Here is a 24,993-nt window from a genome sequence, read left to right as displayed (position 1 = left end):
GTTCCAGACTTAGGATTTGATCCTTATCAAGGCCATGTTGCGCCGAAAATTGATGATGACACCCAGCTTGCTCGGCAGCCCGAGCGTCAGGGAGACGAAGATGGACTACAATCTGGCACTCGATACCGCTCTGAACCGGCTCCATACCGAGGGCCGGTACCGGACCTTCATCGACATCGAGCGGCGCAAGGGTGCCTTCCCGAAAGCCATGTGGCGCAAGCCCGACGGGAGCGAGAAGGAAATCACCGTCTGGTGCGGCAACGACTATCTCGGCATGGGCCAGCATCCGGTGGTGCTGGGGGCCATGCACGAGGCGCTGGATTCGACCGGCGCCGGGTCGGGCGGCACGCGCAACATCTCGGGCACCACGCTCTATCACAAGCGCCTCGAGGCCGAGCTCGCCGACCTGCACGGCAAGGAAGCGGCGCTGGTCTTCTCGTCGGCCTATATCGCCAACGACGCGACCCTCTCGACGCTGCCGCAGCTGATCCCGGGCCTCGTCATCGTCTCGGACAAGTTGAACCACGCTTCGATGATCGAGGGCATCCGCCGCTCGGGCACCGAGAAGCACATCTTCAAGCACAATGACCTCGACGACCTGCGCCGGATCCTGACCTCGATCGGCAAGGACCGTCCGATCCTCGTGGCCTTCGAATCCGTCTATTCGATGGATGGCGACTTCGGCCGCATCGAGGAGATCTGCGACATCGCCGACGAGTTCGGCGCGCTGAAATACATCGACGAGGTCCATGCCGTCGGCATGTACGGCCCCCGCGGCGGCGGCGTGGCCGAGCGGGACGGGCTGATGGACCGGATCGACATCATCAACGGGACGCTGGGCAAGGCCTATGGCGTGTTCGGCGGCTATATCGCGGCCTCGTCAAAGATGTGCGACGCGGTGCGCTCCTACGCGCCGGGCTTCATCTTCTCGACCTCGCTGCCGCCCGTCGTGGCGGCCGGTGCGGCGGCCTCGGTGCGCCACCTCAAGGGCGATGTGGAGCTGCGCGAGAAGCACCAGACCCAGGCCCGCATCCTGAAGATGCGCCTCAAGGGGCTCGGCCTGCCGATCATCGACCACGGCTCGCACATCGTGCCGGTCCATGTGGGCGACCCCGTGCACTGCAAGATGATCTCGGACATGCTGCTCGAGCATTTCGGCATCTATGTCCAGCCGATCAACTTCCCGACCGTGCCGCGCGGGACCGAGCGGCTGCGCTTCACCCCGTCGCCCGTGCATGATTCCGGCATGATCGATCACCTCGTGAAGGCCATGGACGTGCTCTGGCAGCACTGTGCGCTGAATCGCGCCGAGGTCGTTGCCTGACAGCTTCTGCGGATGCAAAGGCCCCTGCCCTGTGCTACTTCTTTCGGGACAGGGCACCCCTGAGTCGGAAGCAACCGGCCGGGGTAAATCGGGGCAGGACGGGCACACGCATGATCTGGCGGAGGACACAACCTTCGACGGCCGAAGTCGATAAACCCAAAGGGTTCGACGATTTCGAGTTGCGGTTGGGCGACCTGATGCGCGGTGAGCGGGCGACGCTCGGCAAGTCGCTGCTCGATGTCCAGCGCGAGCTGAAGATCAAGGCCACCTATATCGCCGCCATCGAGAATGCCGACGTGTCGGCCTTCGAGACGCAGGGCTTCGTGGCGGGATATGTGCGCTCCTATGCGCGCTATCTCGGCATGGACCCGGACGAGGCCTTCGCGCGCTTCTGCCACGAGGCGAACTTCACCACGATGCACGGCATGGCCGTTTCGGTGACCGGCGCGCGCCGCGATACCGGTCCGCGGTCCCGACCGCAGGGCGAGGGGCGCGATCCGCTGGCGGATCCGAATGCGCTGTTCGTACCCCGGGGCGAGAGTGTGCTGGCCAGCATCGAGCCCGGCGCGGTGGGATCGGTTCTGGTCCTGCTCGCGCTGATCGGCGGCATCGGATACGGCGGCTGGGCGGTGCTTCAGCAGGTGCAGCGCGTGCAGGTGGCGCCGGTCGATCAGGCGCCGCAGGTGGTGGCCGAGATCGACCCGCTGGGCAGCGTCGGCACGGTGGCGCCGCTCGTGCGGTCCGAGCCTGCCTCCGACACGATGGATCTCGCCGCCGCCGATCCGGCGCAGCCCGACCTCATGGGGCGGCTCTATCGTCCGCAGGCCCAGGCGCTCGACGTGCCGGTGCTGGTCTCGCGCGACGGGCCGATCGCGGCCATCAATCCGCGGATGAACGACAGCGTCCAGCAGGCCTCGCTCGAGCTGCCCGCGATCCCCGCCACGGCCGCTGCCGTGCCGGTGGAGGAAGAGGTGCAGGTGGCCGAGGCCGCGCCGCCGACGGTCGAGCTTCTGGCCGTGCGCCCCTCGTGGGTGCGGGTGCAGGCGGCCGACGGGACGGTGCTGTTCGAGAAGATCCTCGACGCGGGCGAACGCTATGTCGTGCCGCAGATGGAAGAGCCGCCGGTGCTGCGCGCGGGCAACTCGGGCTCGCTCTATTTCGCCGTCAACGGCGAGACCTACGGCCCGTCGGCGCCCGGTGCGCAGGTGGTGAAGAACGTGGCCCTCTCGCCCGAGGCGCTCACCGGCAAATATGCCATGGCGGACCTGACCGGCGACGCGGATCTCGCGCGCTACGTCACGGTCGCGCAGAACGAAACCCGCTGACCCCCGCGCGGATGTGATCGCGCGGGCGCGCCGTGCCTTGCCCGAGGGGCAGGGCATTTGGGCGCAGCCGGTTGTGCCGATGCCGCTGCGGGTTTAAGTTGCACGCGACCATCACCCGAGGTTTCCACCCATGTCGCTCAATCATGTCCGCCCCTGGCGCAACATCCACCGCCGCAAGTCGCGGCAGATCATGGTGGGCAATGTTCCGGTGGGGGGCGATGCGCCGATCTCGGTGCAGACGATGACGAACACCATCACCGCCGACGCGCCCGCGACCATCGCGCAGGTGCTCCGCGCGGCCGAGGCGGGGGCCGACATCGTCCGCGTGTCGGTGCCCGATGAGGCCTCGACCCGGGCGCTGAAGGAGATCGTGGCGGCAAGCCCGGTGCCGATCGTGGCCGACATCCACTTCCACTACAAGCGCGCCATCGAGGCGGCCGAGGCGGGCGCGGCCTGCCTCCGGATCAACCCGGGCAACATCGGCGATGCGAGCCGGGTGCGCGAGGTCATCAAGGCCGCGCGGGATCATGGCTGCTCGATGCGGATCGGGGTGAATGCGGGCTCGCTCGAAAAGCATCTGCTGGACAAGTATGGCGAGCCCTGCCCGGAGGCGATGGTCGAGTCGGGCCTCGATCACATCAAGATTCTTCAGGACAACGACTTCCACGAGTTCAAGATCTCGGTGAAGGCCTCGGACGTGTTCCTTGCCGCCGCGGCCTATCAGGCGCTGGCCGATGCGACGGATGCGCCGATCCATCTCGGGATCACCGAGGCGGGCGGGCTGACCGCCGGCACGGTGAAATCGGCCGTGGGTCTGGGGAACCTCCTCTGGTCGGGGATCGGCGACACGCTGCGGGTCTCGCTCTCGGCGGACCCGGTGGAAGAGGTGAAGGTCGGCTACGAGATCCTGAAGTCTCTGGGCCTCCGCCACCGCGGCGTCACCATCATCTCCTGCCCCTCCTGCGCGCGGCAGGGCTTCGACGTCATCAAGACGGTGGCGGAACTCGAGGATCGGCTGGCCCATGTCACCACCTCGATGAGCCTTTCCATCATCGGCTGTGTGGTGAACGGCCCCGGCGAGGCGCTGATGACCGACATCGGCTTCACCGGCGGCGGCAACGGCTCGGGGATGGTCTATCTGGCCGGCAAGCAGGCCCACAAGCTCGGCAGCGAGCGGATGATCGACGAGATCGTGTCGATGGTCGAAAGCCGTGCGGCCGAGATCGAGGCCGAAAAGCTCGCGGCGGCCGAAGCGGCCGAGTAACGCACCGTCGCAAACGCGAGCGGCGGCCTCAGGCCGTCATCGCGGATCGCCTCGCGCGGATGCGGTCACCCGGAGCATGACCTTGGGAAGCCGGGCCGGATCGTGAGGAAAGTCGGCCCGCAGGCTGCCGTTCGCGCTTCGTGAACGGCAGGGACCGGGACCGCAGCCCGAGCCCCATGAGTTGCGGCTGTCAACCCTGTCGCGAAGAAGCGGCGGGCAGGGGTCTGCGGCCCGCCTCTGCGTGTCTTTCGCCCCGCGGGAATGCCTCCGGCTCGGGCTTCTCCAAAAGAAAAGGCGCCCCGGAGGGCGCCTTGGGGCTCGGTCGCAGCGGGCGCTCAGCCCTTGCGCTGGCCTTCGACGATCTGGCGCATCCCGTCGAGCGGCACATAGCCGCGCACCATGGTGCGGTCGACGACGAAGGTCGGCGTGCCCGAGATCTCGAGCGTTTCGGCGAGCTTGTGGTTCGCGGCGATCACCGCCGTGACCTCGTCCTTGTCCATGTGGGCGAGGATCGCCGCGCGGTCGAGCTTCATCTCGTCGGCGAGCCGGCCGAGCGCCTCGGTCGTGATGTCGCCGCGGAAGGTGATGAGCTTGTCGTGCACCGCCTTGTAGGGCTCGGGGCCCGCGATCTGCAGCACGGAGATGGCGAAGCGCGAGGCCAGCACCGACTCCTCGCCGAGGATCGGATATTCCTTCAGCACGAAGCGGATGTTGCCATCGGAGGCCACCAGCTCCTCGACCTCGGCATTGGCCTTGCGGCAGTAGCCGCAGCGGTAGTCGATGAACTCGACCACCGTGATGTCGCCCTGCAGGTTGCCGCCGGCCCAGCTGGCCGGATCGGTGTAGATTTCCGAGGAATGGTCCTGAAGCCGGGCGAGGTCGGCATTGACCTGATCGAGCTGCTGGCGCTGTTCGAGCGCCGTGAAGGCCTCCATCAGCACCTCGGGATTCTCGAGCAGATAGGCCCGGACCTCGGCGCGAACGGCCTCGCGCTCGGCGGCGCTCATCTCGGCCCGGGCGGCGGGAGCGAGGGCGAGGGCGCCGGCGAGGGCGGCGGCACCGAGGGGGATCAGTCTCATGGAAAGGCTCCGGTTGGGGCGGGTCAGGGTCCGGCTCGCGGGTCAGGACAGGAACACCGATCCGGTTCATTTGGCAACCCGGATATGCGGCAGGGCGGCGGCGGGCCGCCATTGACCTTCGCGCCCCGGTGTCTCAGGAACGGCTGGCAAAGTGTAAGAGGCTGAGGATGCGGGTTTCAAGGCGCGGGGCGGTCGATCCCTTCATCGTGATGGATGTGATGGAGCAGGCGCGCAGGCTGGAAGCGACGGGGCGGGCGATCGTCCATATGGAGGTGGGCCAGCCGGGCACCCCGGCCCCGGCGGGGGCGCGGGCGGCGCTCGCGCGCGCCATGGAGGAGGGGCCGCTCGGCTATACGGTGGCGCTCGGCCTGCCGGAACTGCGGCAGGGGATCGCCGATCTCTACCGGCGCTGGTACGGCGTCGAGCTCGATCCGGGGCGGGTGGTGGTGACGGCCGGCTCCTCCTCGGCCTTCCTTCTGGCCTTCACCGCGCTCTTCGAGGCGGGCGAGCGGGTGGCGCTCGGCGAGCCCGGCTATCCGAGCTATCGCCAGATCCTGCGCGCGCTCTCGCTCGAGCCGGTGGGGATCCCCACGGAGGCCCGGAACCGGCTGCAGCCGGTGCCCGCGGATCTGGAGGGGGTGGAGGATCTGGCGGGGCTCATCGTGGCCTCGCCGGGCAATCCGTCGGGGACGATGCTTTCGAAGGAGGCGCTGGACGCGCTGATCGCCCATGCGCAGGCGCGCGACATGGCCTTCATCTCGGACGAGATCTATCACGGGCTGGATTATGGCACGAGATCCGTCTCGGCGCTGGAGATCACCGACGATGTCTATGTGATCAACTCCTTCTCGAAATATTTCTCGATGACCGGCTGGCGGCTCGGCTGGCTCGTGGTGCCCGAGGACCATGTGCGGCGCGTCGAACGGCTGGCGCAGAACATGTTCATCTGCCCGCCCCATGCGAGCCAGATCGCGGCGCTGGCCGCCCTCGACTGCACGCAGGAGCTGGAGGCGAACCGCGCGGTCTATGCCGAGAACCGGCGGCTGATGCTGGAGGGGCTGCCGAAGGCGGGATTCACGCGCTTTGCGCCGCCGGACGGGGCCTTCTATGTCTATGCGGATGTCTCGGACCTGACCTCCGACAGCCTCGCCTTCGCGGCGGAGATCCTCGAGGAGGCGGGGGTGGCGGTGACGCCGGGGCTCGATTTCGATCCCCTGCGGGGCGGGCGGACGCTGCGCTTCTCCTATGCGCGGGCCACTGAGGATATCGTCGAGGGGCTGGCGCGGCTCGAGGCCTTCATGGCGGCGCGCCGGCGCTGACGGCGGAGCCTCCGGCGGGGATATTTGGGCCAGAATGAAAGGGCGCGGATGGAGGGGCTGAGGCGGAGGAGCGGGGGGGCGCTCAGGTCGGTCGCGGCGGGTCTTCTTGCGGCGTTGCTCGCGCTGTCAGGGGCTGCGGCGCAGGAGCTGAGCGGGCTCGCGCGGCTCATGCCCGACGGATCCTCGATCGGGGCGCGCGGCTGGAGCGGGGTCTCGGTCGAGCTGCAGTTGAGCCAGCCGGTGCCCTGGCGGGTGCGGGTGATGGACGGGCCGCCGCGGCTGGTGATGGATTTCCGCGAGGTCGAGTTCGGCCCGGTCGAGGATCTGGCGCGGGACACCGACCGGGTGACGGCGGTGCGGGCGGGCAGCTTCCGCCTGGGCTGGTCGCGGCTGGTGCTGGAGCTGGCCCGGCCGATGGTGGTCGAGAGCGCGGACATGCGGACCTCCGACGGGGCGCGGATCGCGATCCGGCTGCGCAAGGCGGATGAGGCGGAATTCGCGGCCCGGGCCGCGGCGCCCGAGCCGCCGGGCTGGGCGTTGCCGAAGGCCGCCGACCTGCCGCGGCCGGTGCAGGGGGCGGGGCCGCTGACGGTGGTGCTCGATCCGGGCCATGGCGGCATCGACCCGGGAGCCGAGCGGGGCGGGGTGAGCGAGGCGAGCCTGATGCTCACGCTCTCGCGCGAGCTGAAGGAGGCGCTGGTGCGGGACGGCACCTTCCGCGTGGCGGTGACGCGGGCGGAGGATGTGTTCGTGCCGCTCGAGGACCGGATCACGCTGGCGCGCGAGGCGGGGGGGCAGGTGTTCGTCTCGCTGCATGCCGATGCCATCGCGGAAGGCGAGGCAGTGGGGGCCACGCTCTATACGCTGGCCGAGGAGGCGTCGGATGCGGCGGCGGCGGCCCTGGCCGAGCGGCACGACCGGGACGATCTGCTGGCGGGGATCGACCTCACCGGCCACGACGATCTGGTGGCGGGCGTGCTGATGGATCTGGCGCGCACCGAGACGGGGCCGCGGAACGAGCGGCTGGCACTGGCGCTGGAAGCGGCCATCAAACGGCGGCAGATCGCCATGCACCGCCATCCCCGGCAGGCCGCGGGATTCTCGGTGCTGAAGTCGCCGGACATGCCGTCGATTCTCGTCGAGACGGGCTTCATGTCGAGCGATGCCGACCTCGCGCGGCTGCGCGATCCGGGCTGGCGGGCGCGGATGGTGATCGCCCTCGTGGAAGGTCTGAAGGTCTGGGCGCGCGAGGATGCGGCGCTGAAGGACATGCTGCGGCGCTGATCGCGAAATCGCGAAGCGCGGGGGTTGGGCATGTTTTGCTCTTCCGGCCGCCCGCATGTATAAGGGCCGCCAACCAGAGGGGGCACCGCCATTGTTGAGGTTCGTAGGCTCGGTCTTCGGGGCCATCTTCACCGCGATCACGCTGGGGCTGCTTGCGCTCGCCCTCACGATCGGGGCGGTGTTCTGGATGTATTCGCGCGACCTGCCGAGCCATGAGAGCCTCGCCCAATATACGCCGCCGACGATCAGCCGGATCTATTCGGGCGAGGGGCGGATCATCGACGAATTCGCACAGGAGCGGCGGATCTTCGCGCCGATCGAGGAGATCCCCGACCTGGTGAAGAACGCCTTCATCTCGGCCGAGGACAAGAACTTCTACACCCACCACGGCTACGATGCCCGCGGCATCGCCGTGGCGGCCTTCGAGGCGGTGCGCTCGCGCGGCAAGACGGTGCGCGGCGCCTCGACCATCACCCAGCAGGTGATGAAGAACTTCCTCCTGTCGGGCGACCGGACGGGCGAGCGGAAGATCAAGGAGATCATCCTCGCCACCCGGATCGAGGAGACGCTGCCCAAGGACAAGATCCTCGAACTCTATCTGAACGAGATCTTCCTCGGGCAGAACAGCTATGGCGTGGCGGCGGCGGCGCAGACCTATTTCAACAAGACGCTGTCGCAGCTGACCCCGGCCGAGGCCGCAACGCTCGCCTCGATGCCGCAGGCGCCGAGCCAGTATCACCCGGTGCGGGCGAAGGAGCGGCTGACCCAGCGGCGCAACTATGTGCTGCGCGAGATGTTCGAGAACGGCTATATCGACGAGGCCACGCTGACCTCGTCGCTGAACGAGCCGCTGCGCTCGGTGCAGAACGGCGATTATCCGGCCTTCCGCGAGGCGCTGCCGCCGCGCGACTATTTCACCGACGAGATCCGCCGCCAGCTCTCCTCCGAGTTCGGCGAGCAGGAATTCTTCGGCGGCGGCCTCACGATCCGCGCCACCATCGACCGGGAGCTGCAGGAGGAGGCGGCGGCCGCCCTGCGCGTGGGGCTCGAGAAATACGACCGCAACCTCGGCATCTGGCGGGGAACGCGGCAGACGCTGCCCGCAGACAAACTCGGTTCGGAGGCCGACTGGCGGGCGGCGCTGGCGGCGGCCCGGGTGCCGCGCGACGTGCCGGGCTGGCATCCGGCGGTGGTGCTCGAGGTGGGCGACAGCGCGGCCCGCATCGGGATCGAGGGCGTCGAGGAGGACGAGGACGGCCATTACATCCCGGCCGAGGATGTGACCTGGGCGCGCAAGCGGCAGGCCGACGGCAAGCTCGGGCCCAAGGCGCGCAGGGCGGGCGATCTTCTCGCGGTGGGCGACGTGGTGCTGGTGCGCGAGGTGACGGGCGAGGACGGCAGCTTCCGCCGCTGGTCGCTGCGCCAGGTGCCCGAAGTGCAGGGCGCCTTCATGGCGATGGACGTGAATTCGGGCCGGGTGCTCGCCATGCAGGGCGGCTTCTCCTACCAGTATTCGGTCTTCAACCGCGCCACCCAGGCCACGCGCCAGCCGGGGTCGAGCTTCAAGCCCTTCGTCTATGCGGCGGCCCTCGATTCCGGCTTCACGCCGGCGACCATCGTGATCGACGCGCCCATCGAGGTGCAGACGGCGCAGGGGCTCTGGACGCCGAAGAACGCGTCCGGGAAATATTACGGGCCCACGCCGCTGCGCACCGGGGTCGAGCAGTCGCGGAACCTGATGACGGTGCGGATCGCGCAGGAGATCGGCATGGACACCGTGGCCTCCTATGCGGAGCGCTTCGGCGTCTACGACCGGATGGGGCAGTTCCTCGCCAATGCGCTCGGCGCAGAGGAGACGACGCTCTTCAAGATGGTGGCCGCCTACGCCATGTTCGCCAACGGCGGCGAGCGGGTGCAGCCCACTCTGGTCGACCGGGTGCAGGACCGCTTCGGTCGCACGATCTATCGGCACGATCAGCGGATCTGCGACGACTGCGCCCAGCCGCTGCTGCCCGAGGGTCGCGCGCCGCACATCACCTCGAAGCGCGAACGGGTGATGGATGCGATCACCGCCTATCAGCTCACCTCGATGATGGAGGGCGTGATCAAGCGCGGCACGGGGCGGGGGATCAACCTGCCGGTGCCGGTGGCGGGCAAGACCGGCACCACGAACGACGCCAAGGACGTCTGGTTCATCGGCTATACCTCGAACATCGTCGCGGGCTGCTACATCGGTTACGACCAGCCGCGCTCGATGGGCTCGGCCTCGGGCGGCGGCTTCTGCGGCCCGGTGTTCCAGAGCTTCATGACGAAGGCCGTGAAGAAATACGGCGGCTCCGAGTTCCGCGTGCCCCCGGGCGGCTATTTCATGAAGATCGACCGGTTCACCGGCGCGCGCCTGCCCGACGATGCGACGGGCGACAATGTGGTGGCCGAGTATTTCCGTCAGGGCGAGGATCCGGTCTTCGGCATGGGCGCCTGGGTCGACGGCGGCTTTGCCATGGGATCGAACCTGCCGCTGTTTGCTTATGGCGAGGAGGAGACCGAGCAGGGCGCGACCGTCACCACTGCCACGGGCGAGCGGAAGGTCATTCCCAAGAAGGCCGATTTCGGCACGCTCAGTTCCGGCGGTCTCTACTGACGCGGCCGTCCTGTCGCAGGCGCGGCCCGGCCTTGCCCGGTCCGCGCCTTCGCGCTATCACCCCCGCCTGAACCGATCCCCGCCTGAACCGTTCGAGGACCTTCGCCCATGCGCACCGAGACCCAGAACCAAGTCGAGGCCATCCGGCGCTCGCTCGCGCTGCTCGGCCAGCGCATGGATCTCGAGACCGCGCCGCACCGGCTCGAGGAATTCGACGCGATGATCGAGGACGGCAACCTGTGGAACGATCCGGCCCGCGCGCAGAAGCTGATGCGCGAGCGCCAGCAGCTCATGGACCAGCTCTCGACCTACAGGCTGATCGACACCGGGCTGCGCGACAATGTCGAGCTGATCGAGCTCGGCGAGGCCGAGGGCGACGAGGAGATCGTGACCGAGGCCGAGGCGTCGATCCGCGCGTTGGTCGAGACGGCCCGCGCGAAGGAGCTCGAGGCGCTGCTCGACGGCGAGGCGGACGGCAACGACACGTTCCTCGAGATCAATGCGGGCGCGGGCGGCACCGAGAGCTGCGACTGGGCCTCGATGCTGGCGCGGATGTATGTCCGCTGGGCCGAACGCAAGGGCTACAAGGTCGAGCTGCAGTCGGAATCGGCGGGCGAGGAGGCGGGCATCAAGTCGGCTGCCTACAAGATCTCGGGGCCGAACGCCTATGGCTGGCTGAAGTCGGAGAGCGGCGTTCACCGGCTGGTGCGGATCTCGCCCTACGACTCGGCGGCGCGGCGGCACACCTCCTTCTCGTCGGTCTGGGTCTATCCGGTGGTGGACGACAATATCGAGATCGAGATCCCTGCGAACGACATCCGCATCGACACCTATCGCTCGTCCGGTGCGGGCGGACAGCACGTCAACACCACCGACTCGGCGGTGCGGATCACCCACCTTCCCACCAATATCGTCGTGACCTCCTCGATGAAGTCGCAGCACCAGAACCGCGAGGCGGCGATGAACGCGCTGAAGGCCCGGCTCTACCAACTCGAGCTCGACAAGCGGAACGCCGCGATCAACGCCCAGCACGAGGCCAAGGGCGAGGCGGGCTGGGGCAACCAGATCCGCTCCTATGTCCTTCAGCCCTATCAGATGGTGAAGGACCTGCGGACGGGCGTCGAGACCTCGGACACGCAGGGCGTGCTCGACGGCGATCTGGACCGGTTCATGCAGGCGACGCTCGCGCAGGATGTGGCCGGCAAGAGCCGCGCGGAAGCCAACGCCGAAGAGTAAGCCTCGCGCGGCGCGGCTGCACCGGCGGCGCAGGGCTGTCGCCCGCGCGGCGGCAGGCCGTTGCAGTGCCCGCGAAAGGGGCAGGCGGAGCAGTGAGCCACCCGCTTTGCGCTTTCCTTCAGTGCAGCGTCCCTACGCTGAAAATCCATTTTAACGTCTAGAAGCTCACGCGCCGGGCCCCGCAGAGGGCGGGTGCAGCCATCCGTTTCGCGCCTGCCTCCAACCCGCGGCGGTCCTGCAGCGGCCCGCGCGCTGCGCCTCCGCCCTTTTTCCGAGGGCAGCGCGACCAAAAGCTGAGGTGCAGAATCATCTTGGTGCTGCACGGCACCTGCGCTTAGGCTCTCTCCTACGAGAAGGAGGAGTCTCGGAATGTCGCAAAGCTACCTGGAATCGGCCGAGGCCGTTCCGGAGGTGCGCTTGCTCACCCCGGAAGACCTGCGGCTTGTGCTATTTGCCGGAATGCGTGACTTCAGACGCGCCCCGGCCTTCGGTTTGTTCTTTGCCGCCACCTATGTGATCTTTGGCTGGATCATTCTCTATGCGCTCACCACGAGCGGAAATCTCTGGTGGATCTTGCCCGCTGCTGCGGGCTTTCCCATCCTCGGCCCCTTCATCGCCTGCGGCCTCTACGAGGTCAGCCGCCGGCTGGAACTGGGCCTGCCGCTGCACTGGGGGGAGGTGCTCGGCGTGATCCTCAGCCAGAAGGATCGCCAGATCCCGTCCATGGCGGCGATCGTGGTGATCTTCTTCCTGTTCTGGAACTTCCTGTCCCACATGGTCTTCGCCCTCTTCATGGGGATGCAGCCCATCGTGAACATCTCGAGCTCGTTCGAGTCTTTCCTGACGGCGCACGGGCTCACGCTGCTCGTCGTCGAGCTTCTGGTGGGCGCGGTCTTCGCGAGCATCCTGTTCTCGATCACCGTGGTCAGCCTGCCGCTGCTCCTCGACCGCGAGATCGATTTCGTGACCGCGATGATCACCAGCGTGCAGGTGGTGCAGGCCAATCCGGTGCTGATGCTGTCGTGGGGCATCACCATCGCGGGGATCCTGTTCTTCGCCATGCTGCCCGGATTTCTCGGATTGCTGATTGCCCTGCCGGTGCTGGGCCATGCGACCTGGCATCTCTATCGCCTGGCGCTCGACTGATCTGCGCCGGGCCGCCCCAGGGTGGCCCGGAGGATTGCCTGCACCCGCCGGGCTGGGGCGAAGTCGATGTCCCGATCTGGCGCGGGGACGGGCCGGCCGGCGTCGGAGAGAGGCCGTGGGAACCGACAGCCGCTGCCATGCAAAAGGGCGCCCGATGGGCGCCCCTGGTCGTGCCGGTCCGACGGCGAAGACGGATCAGAGATCGGCGGGTTTGGTGGCCTGCGGGGCCGGGGCCGCCTGCGGAGCCGCGGAGGCGCCGCCTTTGCCGCTCTGAAGCGGATCTTCCTGCCGCTGAACGGAGCCCTCGAAATGGGCGCCCGACTCGATGGCGATGGTCTTGTGGATGATGTCGCCCTCGACGCGGGCGGTCGAGGTCAGGCGCACCTTCAGGCCGCGGACGCGGCCGATGACGCGGCCATTGACCACGATGTCGTCCGCCACGATCTCGCCGCGGATCGTGGCGCTCTCGCCCACGGTCAGCAGGTGCGCGCGGATGTCGCCTTCGACCGTGCCTTCGACCTGAATGTCGCCGGTCGTGCGCAGGTTGCCCACCACCGTCAGGTCAGACGACAGGACCGAGGCGGAAGGCTTGGGTTTCGGCGCGCCGGGCGCAAAGTCGGTCGAGGGTTTCTGCACGGGAGCTTCCTGATTCTTCGGCCTTTCGGCCTCGCCCTGTTTGGGACCGGGCTCGTTGATTCTGCTCTTAGAAAACATCTTTCGCCGCCTTGATGAAGGTCATCGGGTTGACGGGCGAGCCGTCCACGCGGACCTCATAGTGAAGATGGGTGCCGGTGGACCGGCCTGTTGAGCCCATATCACCGATCCGGTCGCCGCGCGATACCCTTTGTCCCTTCTCCACCCGGATTCGGGACAGGTGGCCGTAGACGGTCTGGATGCCGAACTCGTGGCGGATCTTGATGACCTTGCCATAGCCGCTGGCCGTGCCCGCCTGGATCACCACGCCGTCGGCGGTGGAATAGATCGGGCTGCCGCTCGCGCCGGCCATGTCGATGCCCTCGTGGCGGCGGTTGCCGCGCCCGAACGGGTCGTTGCGCCCGCCGAAGCCCGAGGTGTAGCGGAAGGCGGTCTTGACCGGCATCGAGAAGGGCGCCTTGGTGGCCGCGAGCCGGTAGAGGTTCATGCGGTCGAGCCCGTTCAGGATCTCGTTGGCGCGGCGCTCCTCGGGGGTGAGATCGCCGCCGCCCATTGTCGAGACCGTCAGCTTCGAGAGTGGGCCGCCCTGACCCGAATAGCCGCGGCGCACCTGCTTCAGCAGCGAGTCGGTCGAGAGGCCCGCGGCGCGGAACATCTTGTCGAGCGGTTCCATCGAGACGGTCACCGCTTCCTCGAGCCGGCCGAAGATGAGGTCGTTGCGCGCCTGAAGCTCGGCCTTCTCCTGCAGGACCTCCTCGGTCTCTTCCTTGGCCAAGAGCACGGCATTGGCCATGTCGTCACGCTGGCGGGCGGTGGCCGCGAGCGTGGAGGACAGCTGGTCGAGCGTCGCCTCGGCATCGGCCATCCGCGAGCCGTCGGTGCGCGCCGAGCCGGTCTGTTCGGCCAGCGCGACCGTCACGCGCTCGGACTCCTCGCGGGCGTCGTCGCGTTCCTTGATGGTGCGGATCAGCGTGTCCTGCAGCACCTCGATGCCGGTCTCGAGTTCCTTGCGGCGATCCTCGGTGGCGAGGAGCGCCGTCTGCATCTTCGAGACCTCGGCGAGCGCGAGGTTGAACCGCTCCTGCGCGCGCACGGCTTCGTCGGCGCGGCGGTCGCGGTCGGCGGAGAGGGCATTGAGGCGGGATTCGTAGAGCGCCTGCTGGCGCTGGGTCTGGTCGCGGGTGCCGCCCGCGGTCACCGAGTCCATCAGCACGATGGAGGTGGCGAGGATCGTCCAGCTTACGAGGAGCGTGCCGCCGGCGAGAGCGGCGAGCTGCGTCACGGGTCGGAGCCGGATGAAGCGCGTGTCGCTATCGGATTTAAGAAAAAGCCGACGCTCCGGAAGGATGCGTTCGAGGCTCGTGTGAATCCGATAATGAAGTCGCGTCAGCACCGGTCGGTCCCGTTTGTTGTTGCGCGGTGACGAACCTTCGCCGACGCCGGGTCGGCCTTCCTGTCCCCGCAGACTGACTAGCCAGCGGTCGGCAGGGCTGCAACAAGTTTGACCAATCGAGGGAGGGCGAAGGCGAAACCTTGCCCGAATGGGCGAAAACTTGCCGATCTGGAGAAAGTTCCGTCAGGCGGGGGGCTTTTTCGGCGGAAGCTTGCCGAAGCATCTCCGGCCGTGACGATTCTGCAACAGGCCGGATCCCGCCACCGGTTTTGCACCCGCCGCTGGGAGGGGGCGGGCGGGCAAGATCGATGCCCGTCCTTCGGGCGGCTGCGGGCCTTCATGGTTGGCGCCCGCCACTTCGGCGGGCGCGGAGGAGGCCTTACCCCCGCCGCTCCGGCGGGCGCGGGCCGTCAGAGCGAGCGGGCCGCTTCGAGCACCTCGGCCGCATGGCCCCGCGCCGTCACCTTGCGCCAGACGCGGGCGATCCTGCCCTCGCCGTCGATCAGGAAGGTGGAGCGTTCGATGCCCATGTAGGTCTTGCCATACATGTTCTTCTCCTTCCACACGCCGTAATCTTCGGCGGTGGTCGCGCCCTCGTCCGAGGCGAGCACGATCCCGAGCCCGTGCTTGGCGCAGAACTTGTCGTGCGATTTCACGCTGTCCTTCGAGATCCCGATGACGGTGGTGCCGATCTCGGCGAACTGCGGCGCGAGGGCGGTGAATTCCTGCGCCTCGAGGGTGCAGCCCGAGGTATCGTCCTTGGGATAGAAGTAAACCACCACCTTGCCGGGCCGAAGGCCCGACAGGGACACGGTGGACCCGCCATCGCGCGGCAGGGTGAAATCGGGGGCGGTCTGTCCGGCATCGGTCATGGGCGGCTCCTTGCTGAGGGACTGGTCACGGCAGTTTTAGTTGTTCAACAGTCCCGGTAAAGGCAAGCCCATGCTCGGGAAAAGGATCTGATGGCAGAGAGCGGCGAGCGGCAGGCATCGGAGCGGAAGGGGCGGTCGCGGCGCGGCCGGGCGTCGCTGTGGTTGCTGCTCAGTCTCGCGCTGGTGGCGGCCGTCGCGTGTTTTGCCACGCTGGCCTTCACGGGGCGGCCGCTGCCCTTGCCCGGCTGGGCGGTGACCGAGGCCGAGACGCGGATCAACCGGGCGCTGGAGCCTGCGCTGTCGGTCTCGCTCGGGGGGCTCGTGCTGACGGTGGAGCCGAACTGGATCCCGCGGCTCCGGCTCGACGATGTGCGCCTGCGGCAGGCCGACGGGCGCACGCTCGTCACGCTGCCCGAGGCGCGGGTGGTGTTCGACCGGGGCGCCGCGCTGCGCGGCGCGCTCCATCCCAAGACCATCACCCTCTCGGGCGCGCGCATCGCGCTGCGCCGGCTGGCCGACGGGCGCTTCGACTTCGCCATGGGCGAGCAGGGCGGCACCTTCCGCCTCGCAAGCTATGCCGAACTGCGCGAGACGGTGGACCGGCTCTTCGCCCAGCCGGTGCTGGCGGACCTCCGGCGGATCGAGGCGGAGGGCACGACGCTGACGCTCGATGACCGCCGCGCGGGCCGGACGTGGCAGGCGGGGGACGGGCGTCTCACGCTGGTGAACGGGCCCGACCGGCGCGCGCTCGAGATCGGCCTGACACTTCTGAATTCCAAGGGCCGCGCGCCCGCGCAGGCGCTCGTGACCTTCGTCACCACGCCCGGCAGCCCCGAGGCGCGGATCTCGGCCACGGTCGATCATGTGGCGGCTGCCGACATCGCCGCGCAGGCCGCCCCCGTGGCCTGGCTCGAGGTGCTGGATGCGGCGCTCTCGGGCCGCTTCTCGGCGGCGCTCGACGGCGAGGGGCGGCTCACGCGGCTCGAGGCGGGGCTCGACAGCGGCGAGGGGGCGCTGCAGCCGCGGCCCGAGACCAGACCCATCGCCTTCGACAAGGCCGGGCTCGCCTTCGCCTACGATCCGGGACGCGAGCGGTTGAACCTCACCCGGCTCGAGGTGCAGGGCCGCTCGATCCGGCTTTCGGCGCAGGGGCACGCCTATCTGCCGGGGGTCTCGCGCGGGTTGCCGAGCGAGATCCTGGCGCAGATCCGGGTCGAGGATGCCAGCGCCGACCCCGAGGGCCTGTTCGAGACGCCGGTCCATTTCTCGGAAGGGGCGCTCGATCTGCGGATGCGGCTCGATCCGTTCCGGGTGGACATCGGGCAGCTCGCGCTGGTCGAGCAGGGGCGGCGCCTGTCGGGGCGCGGCCATGCCTCGGCCGAACCGGGCGGCTGGCGCGTGGCCTTCGACCTCGGGCTGAACGAGATCTCGCATTCCGACCTGCTCGCGCTCTGGCCGCTGTCGCTGGTGTCGAAGACCCGGGAATGGCTGGAGGAGAATGTGCAGGAGGGGCGGCTGTTCGAGGTCGAGGCCGGCCTGCGCATGAGCCCCGGCCACGAGACGCGCCTGTCGCTCGGCTACGAGTTCCGCGACGGGGACGTGCGCTATCTCAAAACCCTGCCGCCTATCGAGAAAGGGTCGGGCTATGCCTCGATCGAGGATCGCCGCTATCTGATGGTGCTGGAGGAGGGGCAGGTTACGCCCCCCGCAGGCGGGCCGATCCGGGTCACGCGCTCGGTCTTCGAAGTGCCGGACGTGACCGAGAAACCGGCGCAGGCGCGGATCTCGCTCAACAGCGAGAGCGGCGTCACGGCGGCCCTGTCGCTGCTGGACCAGCCGCCGTTCCGCTTCCTCGAAAAGGCCGGCCGCTCGGTCGATCTGGGAGAGGGCGTCGCGGTGATGGAGACGGCGCTCTCCCTGCCGCTGAAGCGCAAGGTCGAGCCCGAGGATGTCGAGTTCTCGGTCCGCGGCACGATCACCGACTTCCGCTCCGACACGCTGGTGCCCGGCCGCCGCATCGTGGCGCCCCGCCTTGCGCTCGAGGCGGAGCCCGAGGGTCTGACCGTGACCGGCGCGGGCAGCTTCGGCCGGGTGCCGTTCGATGCGACCTACCGGCTGGCCTTCGGCCGCGAGGCGGAAGGACGGTCGTCGGTCGAGGGCACCGCCACCCTCTCGCCTGCCGCCGTCGAGGAGTTCAAGCTGGGTCTGCCCGCAGGCACCGTCGAGGGCCGCGCGCCCGGCCGCTTCCGGGTGGAGATGGAGAAGGGCCGCGATCCGCGGCTCACGCTCTCGTCGGACCTCGTAGGGCTGCGCACGGGTCTGGCCGCGATCGGCTGGTCGAAGCCCGCGAACCGCGCGGGCCGGCTCGAGGTCGAGGCGTCGCTGGGCAAGCCGGTCACGGTCGGCAAGCTCGTGCTGGAGGGGGGCGGGCTCGCGGCCTCGGGCCGGGTCGATCTGCGCGCCGACGGCGGGCTGGATGCCGTGCGCTTCGACCGGGTGCGGCTGAACGGCTGGCTCGATGCGCCGGTGACGCTGGTCGGGCGGGGCGCGAACCAGCCGCCCGAGGTGCAGCTGCGGGGCGGGTCGGTCGATCTCACGCGGCTGGGCGATCTGGGCGGCGGGGGCGGCAGCGGGGGCACGCCGGTGCCGATCCTCGTCGCGCTCGACCGGCTGCAGGTCACGTCGGGCATCGCGCTGACCGGCGTCGAGGGGCGCTTCGGCACCCGCGGCGGGTTCAACGGCGCCTTCCGCGGACGGGTGAACGGGCGCGCCGTCGTCGAAGGGTCGGTGGTCCCGATGAGCGGGCGCAGCGCCGTGCGGCTGAGATCCCGGGACGCGGGCGGCGTGATCGCCTCGGCGGGGATCTTTCCCGATGCGCGGGGCGGCGATCTCGACCTGAGCCTCATGCCCGAGGGACGCGACGGCTACCGCGGACGGGCGGCGGTCTCGAACTTCCGCGTGACGAATGCGCCGGTGCTGGCGGCACTCCTCAATGCGATTTCGGTGGTGGGCCTTCTCGAGCAGCTGAACGGCGACGGGCTGCTCTTCGCCGAGGGCGATGTCCGGTTCCGCGTCCAGCCGGGGGCGGTCGAGATCTCCGAGGCCTCGGCGGTGGGGGCCTCGATGGGGGTCACGCTGGAGGGGCTCTATCGCACCGCCGACCGGCGGCTCGACCTGCAGGGGGTGATCTCGCCCATCTATCTGCTGAACGGCATCGGCTCGGTGCTGACCCGGCGCGGCGAGGGGCTGTTCGGTTTCAACTATTCCGTGACCGGATCGGCCGACCGCCCGGCCGTCTCGGTGAACCCGCTCTCGATCCTCACGCCCGGCATGTTCCGCGAGATCTTTCGCCGACCGGTGCCGGTTCTGCCCTGATCGCCCTTGCCTTCCCCGTGCCGGCACTCCAAGTCCCGGGCGGGGTGGCCGCCATCCCGCCCCCGCGTCCGACCCGGTTTCCGACATGCAGCTTTCCGACTTCGACTTCGACCTGCCCGAGCGCCTGATCGCCACGCGCCCGGCCCGCCCCCGCACCGCGGCGCGGCTTCTCTTGGCCGAAGGGGACCGGATCGAGGACCGGCATGTGCGCGATCTGGTGGGCATCTTCCGGCCCGGCGACCGGCTGGTGCTGAATAACACCCGCGTGATTCCCGCCCGCCTCACCGGCACCCGGACGCGGGGCGAGGCAGAGGCGCGCGTCGAGGTCACGCTGATGGAGCCCGCGGCTGCGGGCGGCTGGCGGGCGATGGCCAAGCCGCTGCGCAAGCTGAAGCCGGGCGAGACGATCCGCTTCTCGGACGCGCTCTCGGCCGAGGTGGCCGAGAAGGGCGAGACGGACCTGCGCCTCGTCTTCGACCGGGCGGGCGCGGCGTTCGACGCGGCGCTGGCCGAGGCCGGCGCCATGCCGCTGCCGCCCTACATCGCCGCCCGCCGCGCGCCCGACACGCAGGATGACGAGGATTACCAGACCGTCTTCGCCCGCCATGCCGGCGCGGTGGCCGCGCCCACGGCCTCGCTCCATTTCGACCGGCCGCTGCTCGAGGCGCTGGCCGCGCGCGGCGTGGGCTTCACCGAGGTGACGCTCCATGTGGGCGCGGGCACCTTCCTGCCGGTGAAGGTCGAGGATGTGACCACGCACCGGATGCATGCCGAATGGGGCGAGGTGACCGAGACCGCCGCCGCCGAGATCGCGGCCACGAAGGCCGCAGGCGGGCGGGTGATCCCCGTGGGCACCACCGCCCTCCGGCTGATCGAGAGCGCGGCCGCCTCGGGCGCGATCCGGCCCTGGCGCGGCGAGACGGATATCTTCATCTATCCGGGCTATAGATTCCGGGTGACCGACGCGCTGATGACGAACTTCCATCTGCCGAAATCGACGCTCCTCATGCTCGTCTCGGCGCTGATGGGACAGGAGCGGATCCGCGCGATCTACGACCATGCGGTGCGCCACGACTACCGCTTCTTCTCCTACGGCGATGCGTCGCTGTTGATCCCCGGCGGCTGAAACGGTCGTCGAACGTCGCCTTCCGGCGGTCCCTCCGGGGGCCGGATGATAGCCTGCCTGACAAGTCACGGAGCCGTTCATGTTCAAGGTCCTCGCCGCCACCTGGCCGCTGCTGCTGGGCGTCATGCTGCTGATGGTGGGCAATGGCGTGCAGGCCTCGCTTCTGGGCATCCGCGGCGCTCTGGAAGGCTTTTCCACCACGCAGCTCGCCATCGTGACCTCGGCCTATTTCGCAGGCTTTCTCGTGGGCTCTCAGGTGGCCCCCGACATGATCCGCCGCGTGGGCCATGTGCGCGTCTTTGCGGCGCTGGGGTCGATGATCTCGGCGGTGCTCGTGGTCTATCCGGTGCTGCCCGACTGGACGGCCTGGACGCTGCTGCGGGTGCTGATCGGCTTCAGCTTCTCGGGCGTCTATATCACGGCCGAAAGCTGGCTGAACAACACCGCCACCAACGAGACCCGCGGGCAGGCGATGTCGGCCTACATGATGGTGCAGATGGTGGGCATCATCACCAGTCAGGCGCTGCTCAATGCGGCCGATCCGTCCGGCTTCACGCTCTTCGTGATCCCCTCTGTGCTGGTGTCGCTGGCCTTCATGCCGATCCTGCTCACCGTCACGCCCACGCCGACCTTCGAGACGACGCGGCGGCTTTCGGTGCGCGACCTGTTCCGCGTGTCTCCCCTGGGCGTGGTGGGGATGCTGATGACGGGCGGGATCTTCTCGGCAATGTTCGGCATGGCCTCGGTCTGGGGCACGCTCGACGGGCTCTCGGTGCAGGAGATCTCGATCTTCATCGGCTCGCTCTATGTGGGCGGGCTCGTGCTGCAATATCCGATCGGCTGGGCCTCGGACCGGATGGACCGACGCCAGCTGATCCTCGGGCTTGCGGTGGTGGCGGGGCTGCTCATGGCCCTGACCGTGGCGCTGGCGCCGCCCTTCTGGGGGCTGATCGGGGTCGCGCTGCTTCTGGGCGGGATCACCAACCCGATCTATTCGCTGCTCATCGCCCATACGAACGATTTTCTGGGCAAGGAGGATATGGCGGCGGCCTCGGCTGCGCTCCTGTTCATGAACGGTCTCGGCGCGATCTGCGGCCCGCTGGTGACCGGCTGGATCATGGAGCAGGCGGGGCCGAGCGGCTTCTTCCTCTTCATCGGCATCCTCTATGGCGCGATGGCGGCCTATGCCGGATGGCGGATGACGCGGCGCGCGGCGCCCGCGGTGGCCGATACCGGCTCGTTCGCGACCGTGGCGCCCACGGCCTCGTCGGTTGCGGTCGGGGCGGTCATGGAAGTGGTGACCGAGGCGCAGGAGGCGCAGCAGGCGGCCGAGTGACGGGAGCCGTCCGGCGCTCCGGCCGCCGGGGGAAGGGGGCTGCGCGCCCCCGTCCGGCCCTGCGGGCCGGACTCCCCGCGGGATATTTGGACAGAGTGAAAGCGGGATCGGGCGCGCGGTGAGGGCGGTCCGCGCGCCGGGGCGAAGGCGGTTGCCGCCCTGCGCCCGACCTGTCAGGTTGCGCCCATGACAGCCAGGAGGCAGGAATGGCGGACGATCCGGTTGCGGTGCTCGACTTCTGGTTGGGCGAGGTCGGGCCCGAGGGCTGGTATGCGGTCGATCCGGAGGTGGACGAGACCATTCGCGAGCGGTTCGGCGATCTGTGGCAGGCGGCGCGCGACGGTGGGCTGGATCACTGGACCGAAGGGACGGTGGGCAGCCTCGCCTTCCTGATCCTCACCGACCAGTTTCCGCGCAACATGTTCCGCGGCAGCGCGGAGGCCTTCGCGACCGATCCGCTGGCGCGGGACTGCGCGCGCAAGGCGATTGCGGCGGACTGGGATCTGGGCGCGCCCGAGCCCGAGCGGCAGTTCTTCTACCTGCCGCTCGAACATTCCGAGGCGCCCGAGGATCAGGCCGAGGCGGTGCGTCTGTTCCAGGAGCGGATGCCCGAGACCGGAACCGAAGGGCTGCTGCATGCCCATGCCCATGCGGCCATCATCGCCCGCTTCGGGCGCTTTCCCTTCCGCAACGCAGCGCTGGGACGGACCTCCACCCCCGAGGAGGAGGCCTTCCTTGCGGAGGGCGCCTATGCGGCCGAGGTGCGGCGCCTGAGGGGGTGAGGCGCCGCGCTCCCGGGCTCCCGGGGCGGCCGTTGCGCAGGCGAGGGAAATGGTTTAAGGCCAAACTACTTTTTCCATGGAGGCGAGGATGCCCGCGAAGAGCTTCGACATGATCGTGATCGGCGCCGGTCCCGGCGGCTATGTCTGCGCGATCCGGGGGGCTCAGCTGGGCCTGAACGTCGCCATCGTCGAGCGCGAGAACTTGGGCGGGATCTGCCTGAACTGGGGCTGCATCCCCACCAAGGCGATGCTGCGCTCGGCCGAGGTCTACCACCTGATGCACCGCGCGAAGGAGTTCGGCCTGAAGGCCGAGGGCATCGGCTACGATCTCGGCGCGGTGGTGAAACGGTCGCGCGGGGTGGCCAAGCAGCTCTCCTCGGGCGTGGCGCATCTGATGAAGAAGAACAGGATCACGGTCGTCATGGGCGATGCCACGCTGGCCGGGAAGGGCCGCGTCTCGGTCAGGACCGACAAGGGCACGGAAGAGCTCGAGGCGAAGTCCATCGTCCTCGCCACCGGCGCGCGGGCGCGCGAGCTGCCCGGGCTCGAGGCGGATGGCGATCTGGTCTGGACCTATCGACATGCGCTGGAACCGAAGCGGATGCCGAAGAAGCTGCTCGTGATCGGCTCGGGCGCCATCGGCATCGAATTCGCGAGCTTCTTCAACACGCTCGGCGCCGACACGACGGTGGTCGAGGTGATGGAGCGCATCCTGCCCGTGGAGGATGCCGAGGTCTCGGCCTTCGCCAAGAAGCAGTTCGTGAAGCAGGGGATGAAGATCCTCGAGAAGGCGACGGTCAAGAAGCTCGACCGGGCGGGCGGCAAGGTTACGGCCCATGTCGAGACCGGCGGCAAGACCGAGACGATGGAGTTCGACACGGTGATCTCGGCCGTGGGGATCGTGGGCAATGTCGAGGGGCTGGGCCTCGAGGCCGCGGGCGTGACCGTCGACCGGAGCCATGTGGTGACCGACGAATATTGCCGGACCGGCGTCGAGGGGCTCTATGCCATCGGCGACATCGCGGGCGCGCCATGGCTCGCGCACAAGGCCAGCCACGAGGGCGTCATGGTGGCCGAGCTGATCGCGGGCGGGCATCCGCATCCGATCAAGCCGGGCTCGATCGCGGGCTGCACCTACTGCCAGCCGCAGGTGGCGAGCGTCGGCCTGACCGAGGCCAAGGCGAAGGAGAAGGGCTACGAGATCCGGGTCGGCCGCTTCCCCTTCATCGGCAACGGCAAGGCCATCGCGCTCGGCGAGGCCGAGGGCTTCGTGAAGACGGTGTTCGATGCGAAGACCGGCGAGCTGCTGGGGGCGCATATGGTGGGCGCGGAAGTGACCGAGCTGATCCAGGGCTATGTCGTGGGCCGCGCGCTGGAGACGACCGAGGCGGAGCTCATGGAGACCGTCTTCCCGCATCCGACGCTCTCCGAGATGATGCATGAGTCGGTGCTCGACGCCTACGGCCGCGCGATCCACTTCTGAGGCTTCCTCTTGAGAAGGCTGCGGCGGCGCCCTCCGGGGCGCCGTTTGCGTTGGGGCTGTGTGGCCCGGCATTCGCCGCCGTGGGGCTCTGGCAGCCCGGCGAGGCCTGACCATGGGGCGGTCAGGTGCCGGACGCTCTGGCCTTGGCCGGGGCGCGGGAGTAGGAGGGGGCATGATCCGCTCGCCCATGCTTCAGGTCTTCGTGCTCTGGTTCGCCGGACTGGGCGCGGCTGCGCAATTCTCCAAGGTGGGGGTGATCTTCGAGCCGATCTCGGCCGCTTATGCCGGGGCTGCGGAGGTGACGCTCGGGCTGATCGTCTCGGTCGTGGGCTTCGCGGGGCTGATCTTCGGCACGACGGCGGGGCTCTTCGTGGCCCGCCTCGGCTACCGCCGGGTGCTGGTGACGGCGCTCCTCGCCGGCGCGGGCCTGTCGCTGATCGAGGCGCTGCTGCCGCCGCTGGGCCTCATGCTGGGGCTGCGGGCGGTGGAGGGTCTGGCGCATCTCGCCATCGTGGTGTCCGCCCCGGTGCTCATCGCGCAGATCGCCCCGCCGGCGCGGCAGGGCTTTGCCATGACGCTCTGGGCCTCGTTCTTCGCCGTCTCCTTCGCCTTCACCGCCTGGATCGGGCGGCCGCTGGTGGCGGCCTGGGGCATCCCGCCGCTGTTCCTGATCCATGCGGCCTATATGGCGGCCTGTGCGCTCCTCGTGCGGACGCTCCTGCCCGCCGACGCGCGGAGCCCCCGCCTGCCGGGCGTGCAGCCCTCGCTTCTGCGCCAGCACGGGCAGATCTATGCCTCGGCCCGGGTGGCCGCGCCCGCCATCGGCTTCTTCTGCTACACGCTCGTCTATGTGGCGCTGCTGACGCTTCTGCCGCCCGAGACGCCGCATCCCGCTTTCCTCGCCTCGGCCATGCCGCTCGCCTCCATCGCCGTCTCGCTGACGCTGGGCGTCTGGATGCTGGGGCGAGTTCCGGCGGTGAAGGTGGTGCAGGGCGGCTTCGGCCTCGCCATCGTCTCGACGCTGGCGCTCTGGGCGGGCTGGGGGCAGGGGCTCGCCATGGAGGCGGCAGCGCTCAGCCTCGCCGCGGCGCTGGGGCTGGTGCAGGGCGCGTCCTTCGCGGCCATCCCGCAGCTGAACCCGGCCCCGGAGGATCGCGCGCGCGCCGCGGGCGCGGTGGCGCAGCTCGGCAATCTCGGCACCACCAGCGGAACGCCTCTTCTGGCGGCCCTCATCGCCGCCCAAGGGGCACGGGGGCTGATCTTCTTCGTGCTGCTGCCGAGCCTCGCCGGGATCTTGCTCCACCAGTGGCTTTCTGCCCGCCGCAGGGCGATGGCGTGAAATAAACCCTGCCAT

At 69.1% G+C, this 24,993-nt stretch carries 18 protein-coding genes; 14 read left to right on the top strand and 4 right to left on the bottom strand.

Features of this window, described 5'->3' with window-relative positions; all coding sequences use genetic code 11:
• Positions 1-100 precede the first annotated feature (100 nt).
• From hemA to ispG, 3 genes are all read left to right on the top strand, one after another.
• On the top strand, positions 101-1,324 hold the full coding sequence (hemA, locus tag RSP_RS08055) for a 5-aminolevulinate synthase (protein ID WP_011337894.1): 1,224 nt from the start codon (positions 101-103) through the stop codon (positions 1,322-1,324).
• A 110-nt stretch (positions 1,325-1,434) separates the two neighbouring features.
• Positions 1,435-2,649, top strand: coding sequence for a helix-turn-helix domain-containing protein (locus RSP_RS08050; RefSeq protein WP_017140227.1), 1,215 nt, complete (start codon positions 1,435-1,437; stop codon positions 2,647-2,649).
• Positions 2,650-2,779: 130 nt separating this feature from the next.
• Complete coding sequence (gene ispG, locus RSP_RS08045; protein ID WP_011337892.1) at positions 2,780-3,913, top strand: flavodoxin-dependent (E)-4-hydroxy-3-methylbut-2-enyl-diphosphate synthase; 1,134 nt, start codon at positions 2,780-2,782, stop codon at positions 3,911-3,913.
• Positions 3,914-4,248: 335 nt separating this feature from the next.
• Here ispG and RSP_RS08040 read toward each other — a convergent pair whose 3' ends face one another.
• Positions 4,249-4,992, bottom strand: coding sequence for a DsbA family protein (locus RSP_RS08040; protein ID WP_011337891.1), 744 nt, complete (start codon positions 4,990-4,992; stop codon positions 4,249-4,251).
• 167 nt (positions 4,993-5,159) lie between these two features.
• Between RSP_RS08040 and RSP_RS08035 the strand changes: the two genes are divergently transcribed.
• The 5 genes from RSP_RS08035 (at position 5,160) to RSP_RS08015 (ending at position 12,618) form a co-directional block, all read left to right on the top strand.
• On the top strand, positions 5,160-6,311 hold the full coding sequence (locus RSP_RS08035; RefSeq protein ID WP_011337890.1) for a pyridoxal phosphate-dependent aminotransferase: 1,152 nt from the start codon (positions 5,160-5,162) through the stop codon (positions 6,309-6,311).
• Between the two features lie 48 nt (positions 6,312-6,359).
• On the top strand, positions 6,360-7,595 hold the full coding sequence (locus RSP_RS08030; protein WP_011337889.1) for an N-acetylmuramoyl-L-alanine amidase: 1,236 nt from the start codon (positions 6,360-6,362) through the stop codon (positions 7,593-7,595).
• Positions 7,596-7,686: 91 nt separating this feature from the next.
• A complete protein-coding gene (locus RSP_RS08025; protein WP_011337888.1) occupies positions 7,687-10,236 on the top strand; it encodes a penicillin-binding protein 1A in 2,550 nt (849 codons plus the stop codon).
• A gap of 108 nt (positions 10,237-10,344) precedes the next feature.
• Positions 10,345-11,472, top strand: a complete 1,128-nt coding sequence (prfB, locus tag RSP_RS08020) for a peptide chain release factor 2 (RefSeq protein ID WP_002720136.1) — start codon at positions 10,345-10,347, stop codon at positions 11,470-11,472.
• Between the two features lie 369 nt (positions 11,473-11,841).
• Entirely contained in the window at positions 11,842-12,618 is a 777-nt protein-coding gene (locus tag RSP_RS08015) for a DUF2189 domain-containing protein (protein ID WP_011337887.1), read from the top strand.
• Between the two features lie 195 nt (positions 12,619-12,813).
• Here the strand turns inward: RSP_RS08015 and RSP_RS08010 are convergent, their stop codons facing one another.
• The 3 genes from RSP_RS08010 to RSP_RS08000 all read right to left on the bottom strand — a co-directional run bounded on the left by RSP_RS08010 (position 12,814) and on the right by RSP_RS08000 (position 15,537).
• A complete protein-coding gene (locus RSP_RS08010; protein ID WP_011337886.1) occupies positions 12,814-13,332 on the bottom strand; it encodes a bactofilin family protein in 519 nt (172 codons plus the stop codon).
• Complete coding sequence (locus RSP_RS08005; protein WP_011337885.1) at positions 13,322-14,665, bottom strand: M23 family metallopeptidase; 1,344 nt, start codon at positions 14,663-14,665, stop codon at positions 13,322-13,324. The genes RSP_RS08010 and RSP_RS08005 overlap by 11 nt, the downstream gene beginning before the upstream one ends.
• A gap of 410 nt (positions 14,666-15,075) precedes the next feature.
• On the bottom strand, positions 15,076-15,537 hold the full coding sequence (locus tag RSP_RS08000) for a peroxiredoxin (protein ID WP_002720132.1): 462 nt from the start codon (positions 15,535-15,537) through the stop codon (positions 15,076-15,078).
• Positions 15,538-15,627: 90 nt separating this feature from the next.
• On the opposite strand from RSP_RS08000, the gene RSP_RS07995 reads away from it, so the two are divergent.
• The 6 genes from RSP_RS07995 (at position 15,628) to RSP_RS07970 (ending at position 24,978) form a co-directional block, all read left to right on the top strand.
• The gene (locus RSP_RS07995) at positions 15,628-18,912 is read left to right on the top strand and encodes a YhdP family protein (RefSeq protein ID WP_011337884.1); all 3,285 of its coding nucleotides are present in this window, start codon (positions 15,628-15,630) and stop codon (positions 18,910-18,912) included.
• A gap of 85 nt (positions 18,913-18,997) precedes the next feature.
• A complete protein-coding gene (gene queA / locus RSP_RS07990) occupies positions 18,998-20,038 on the top strand; it encodes a tRNA preQ1(34) S-adenosylmethionine ribosyltransferase-isomerase QueA (RefSeq protein WP_011337883.1) in 1,041 nt (346 codons plus the stop codon).
• 79 nt (positions 20,039-20,117) lie between these two features.
• The gene (locus tag RSP_RS07985) at positions 20,118-21,374 is read left to right on the top strand and encodes an MFS transporter (RefSeq protein ID WP_002720129.1); all 1,257 of its coding nucleotides are present in this window, start codon (positions 20,118-20,120) and stop codon (positions 21,372-21,374) included.
• Positions 21,375-21,580: 206 nt separating this feature from the next.
• A complete protein-coding gene (locus RSP_RS07980; RefSeq protein ID WP_002720128.1) occupies positions 21,581-22,156 on the top strand; it encodes a DUF924 family protein in 576 nt (191 codons plus the stop codon).
• Positions 22,157-22,244: 88 nt separating this feature from the next.
• A complete protein-coding gene (gene lpdA / locus RSP_RS07975) occupies positions 22,245-23,639 on the top strand; it encodes a dihydrolipoyl dehydrogenase (protein WP_029534511.1) in 1,395 nt (464 codons plus the stop codon).
• A 172-nt stretch (positions 23,640-23,811) separates the two neighbouring features.
• A complete protein-coding gene (locus RSP_RS07970; RefSeq protein ID WP_002720126.1) occupies positions 23,812-24,978 on the top strand; it encodes an MFS transporter in 1,167 nt (388 codons plus the stop codon).
• Positions 24,979-24,993 lie beyond the last annotated feature (15 nt).

The sequence above is a fragment of the Cereibacter sphaeroides 2.4.1 genome (assembly GCF_000012905.2).
Lineage (GTDB): Bacteria > Pseudomonadota > Alphaproteobacteria > Rhodobacterales > Rhodobacteraceae > Cereibacter_A > Cereibacter_A sphaeroides.
The sequence above is the reverse complement of the archived record's forward strand: the minus strand, read 5'-3'. Positions and strand labels throughout refer to the sequence as shown.

Coding starts and splice junctions, on each gene's coding strand:
- hemA (WP_011337894.1), top strand. CDS start 101: ATGGACTACAATCTGGCACTCGATACCGCTCTGAACCGGCTCCATACC.
- RSP_RS08050 (WP_017140227.1), top strand. CDS start 1,435: ATGATCTGGCGGAGGACACAACCTTCGACGGCCGAAGTCGATAAACCC.
- ispG (WP_011337892.1), top strand. CDS start 2,780: ATGTCGCTCAATCATGTCCGCCCCTGGCGCAACATCCACCGCCGCAAG.
- RSP_RS08040 (WP_011337891.1), bottom strand. CDS start 4,992: ATGAGACTGATCCCCCTCGGTGCCGCCGCCCTCGCCGGCGCCCTCGCC.
- RSP_RS08035 (WP_011337890.1), top strand. CDS start 5,160: ATGCGGGTTTCAAGGCGCGGGGCGGTCGATCCCTTCATCGTGATGGAT.
- RSP_RS08030 (WP_011337889.1), top strand. CDS start 6,360: ATGGAGGGGCTGAGGCGGAGGAGCGGGGGGGCGCTCAGGTCGGTCGCG.
- prfB (WP_002720136.1), top strand. CDS start 10,345: ATGCGCACCGAGACCCAGAACCAAGTCGAGGCCATCCGGCGCTCGCTC.
- RSP_RS08015 (WP_011337887.1), top strand. CDS start 11,842: ATGTCGCAAAGCTACCTGGAATCGGCCGAGGCCGTTCCGGAGGTGCGC.
- RSP_RS08010 (WP_011337886.1), bottom strand. CDS start 13,332: ATGTTTTCTAAGAGCAGAATCAACGAGCCCGGTCCCAAACAGGGCGAG.
- RSP_RS08000 (WP_002720132.1), bottom strand. CDS start 15,537: ATGACCGATGCCGGACAGACCGCCCCCGATTTCACCCTGCCGCGCGAT.
- RSP_RS07995 (WP_011337884.1), top strand. CDS start 15,628: ATGGCAGAGAGCGGCGAGCGGCAGGCATCGGAGCGGAAGGGGCGGTCG.
- queA (WP_011337883.1), top strand. CDS start 18,998: ATGCAGCTTTCCGACTTCGACTTCGACCTGCCCGAGCGCCTGATCGCC.
- RSP_RS07985 (WP_002720129.1), top strand. CDS start 20,118: ATGTTCAAGGTCCTCGCCGCCACCTGGCCGCTGCTGCTGGGCGTCATG.
- RSP_RS07980 (WP_002720128.1), top strand. CDS start 21,581: ATGGCGGACGATCCGGTTGCGGTGCTCGACTTCTGGTTGGGCGAGGTC.
- lpdA (WP_029534511.1), top strand. CDS start 22,245: ATGCCCGCGAAGAGCTTCGACATGATCGTGATCGGCGCCGGTCCCGGC.
- RSP_RS07970 (WP_002720126.1), top strand. CDS start 23,812: ATGATCCGCTCGCCCATGCTTCAGGTCTTCGTGCTCTGGTTCGCCGGA.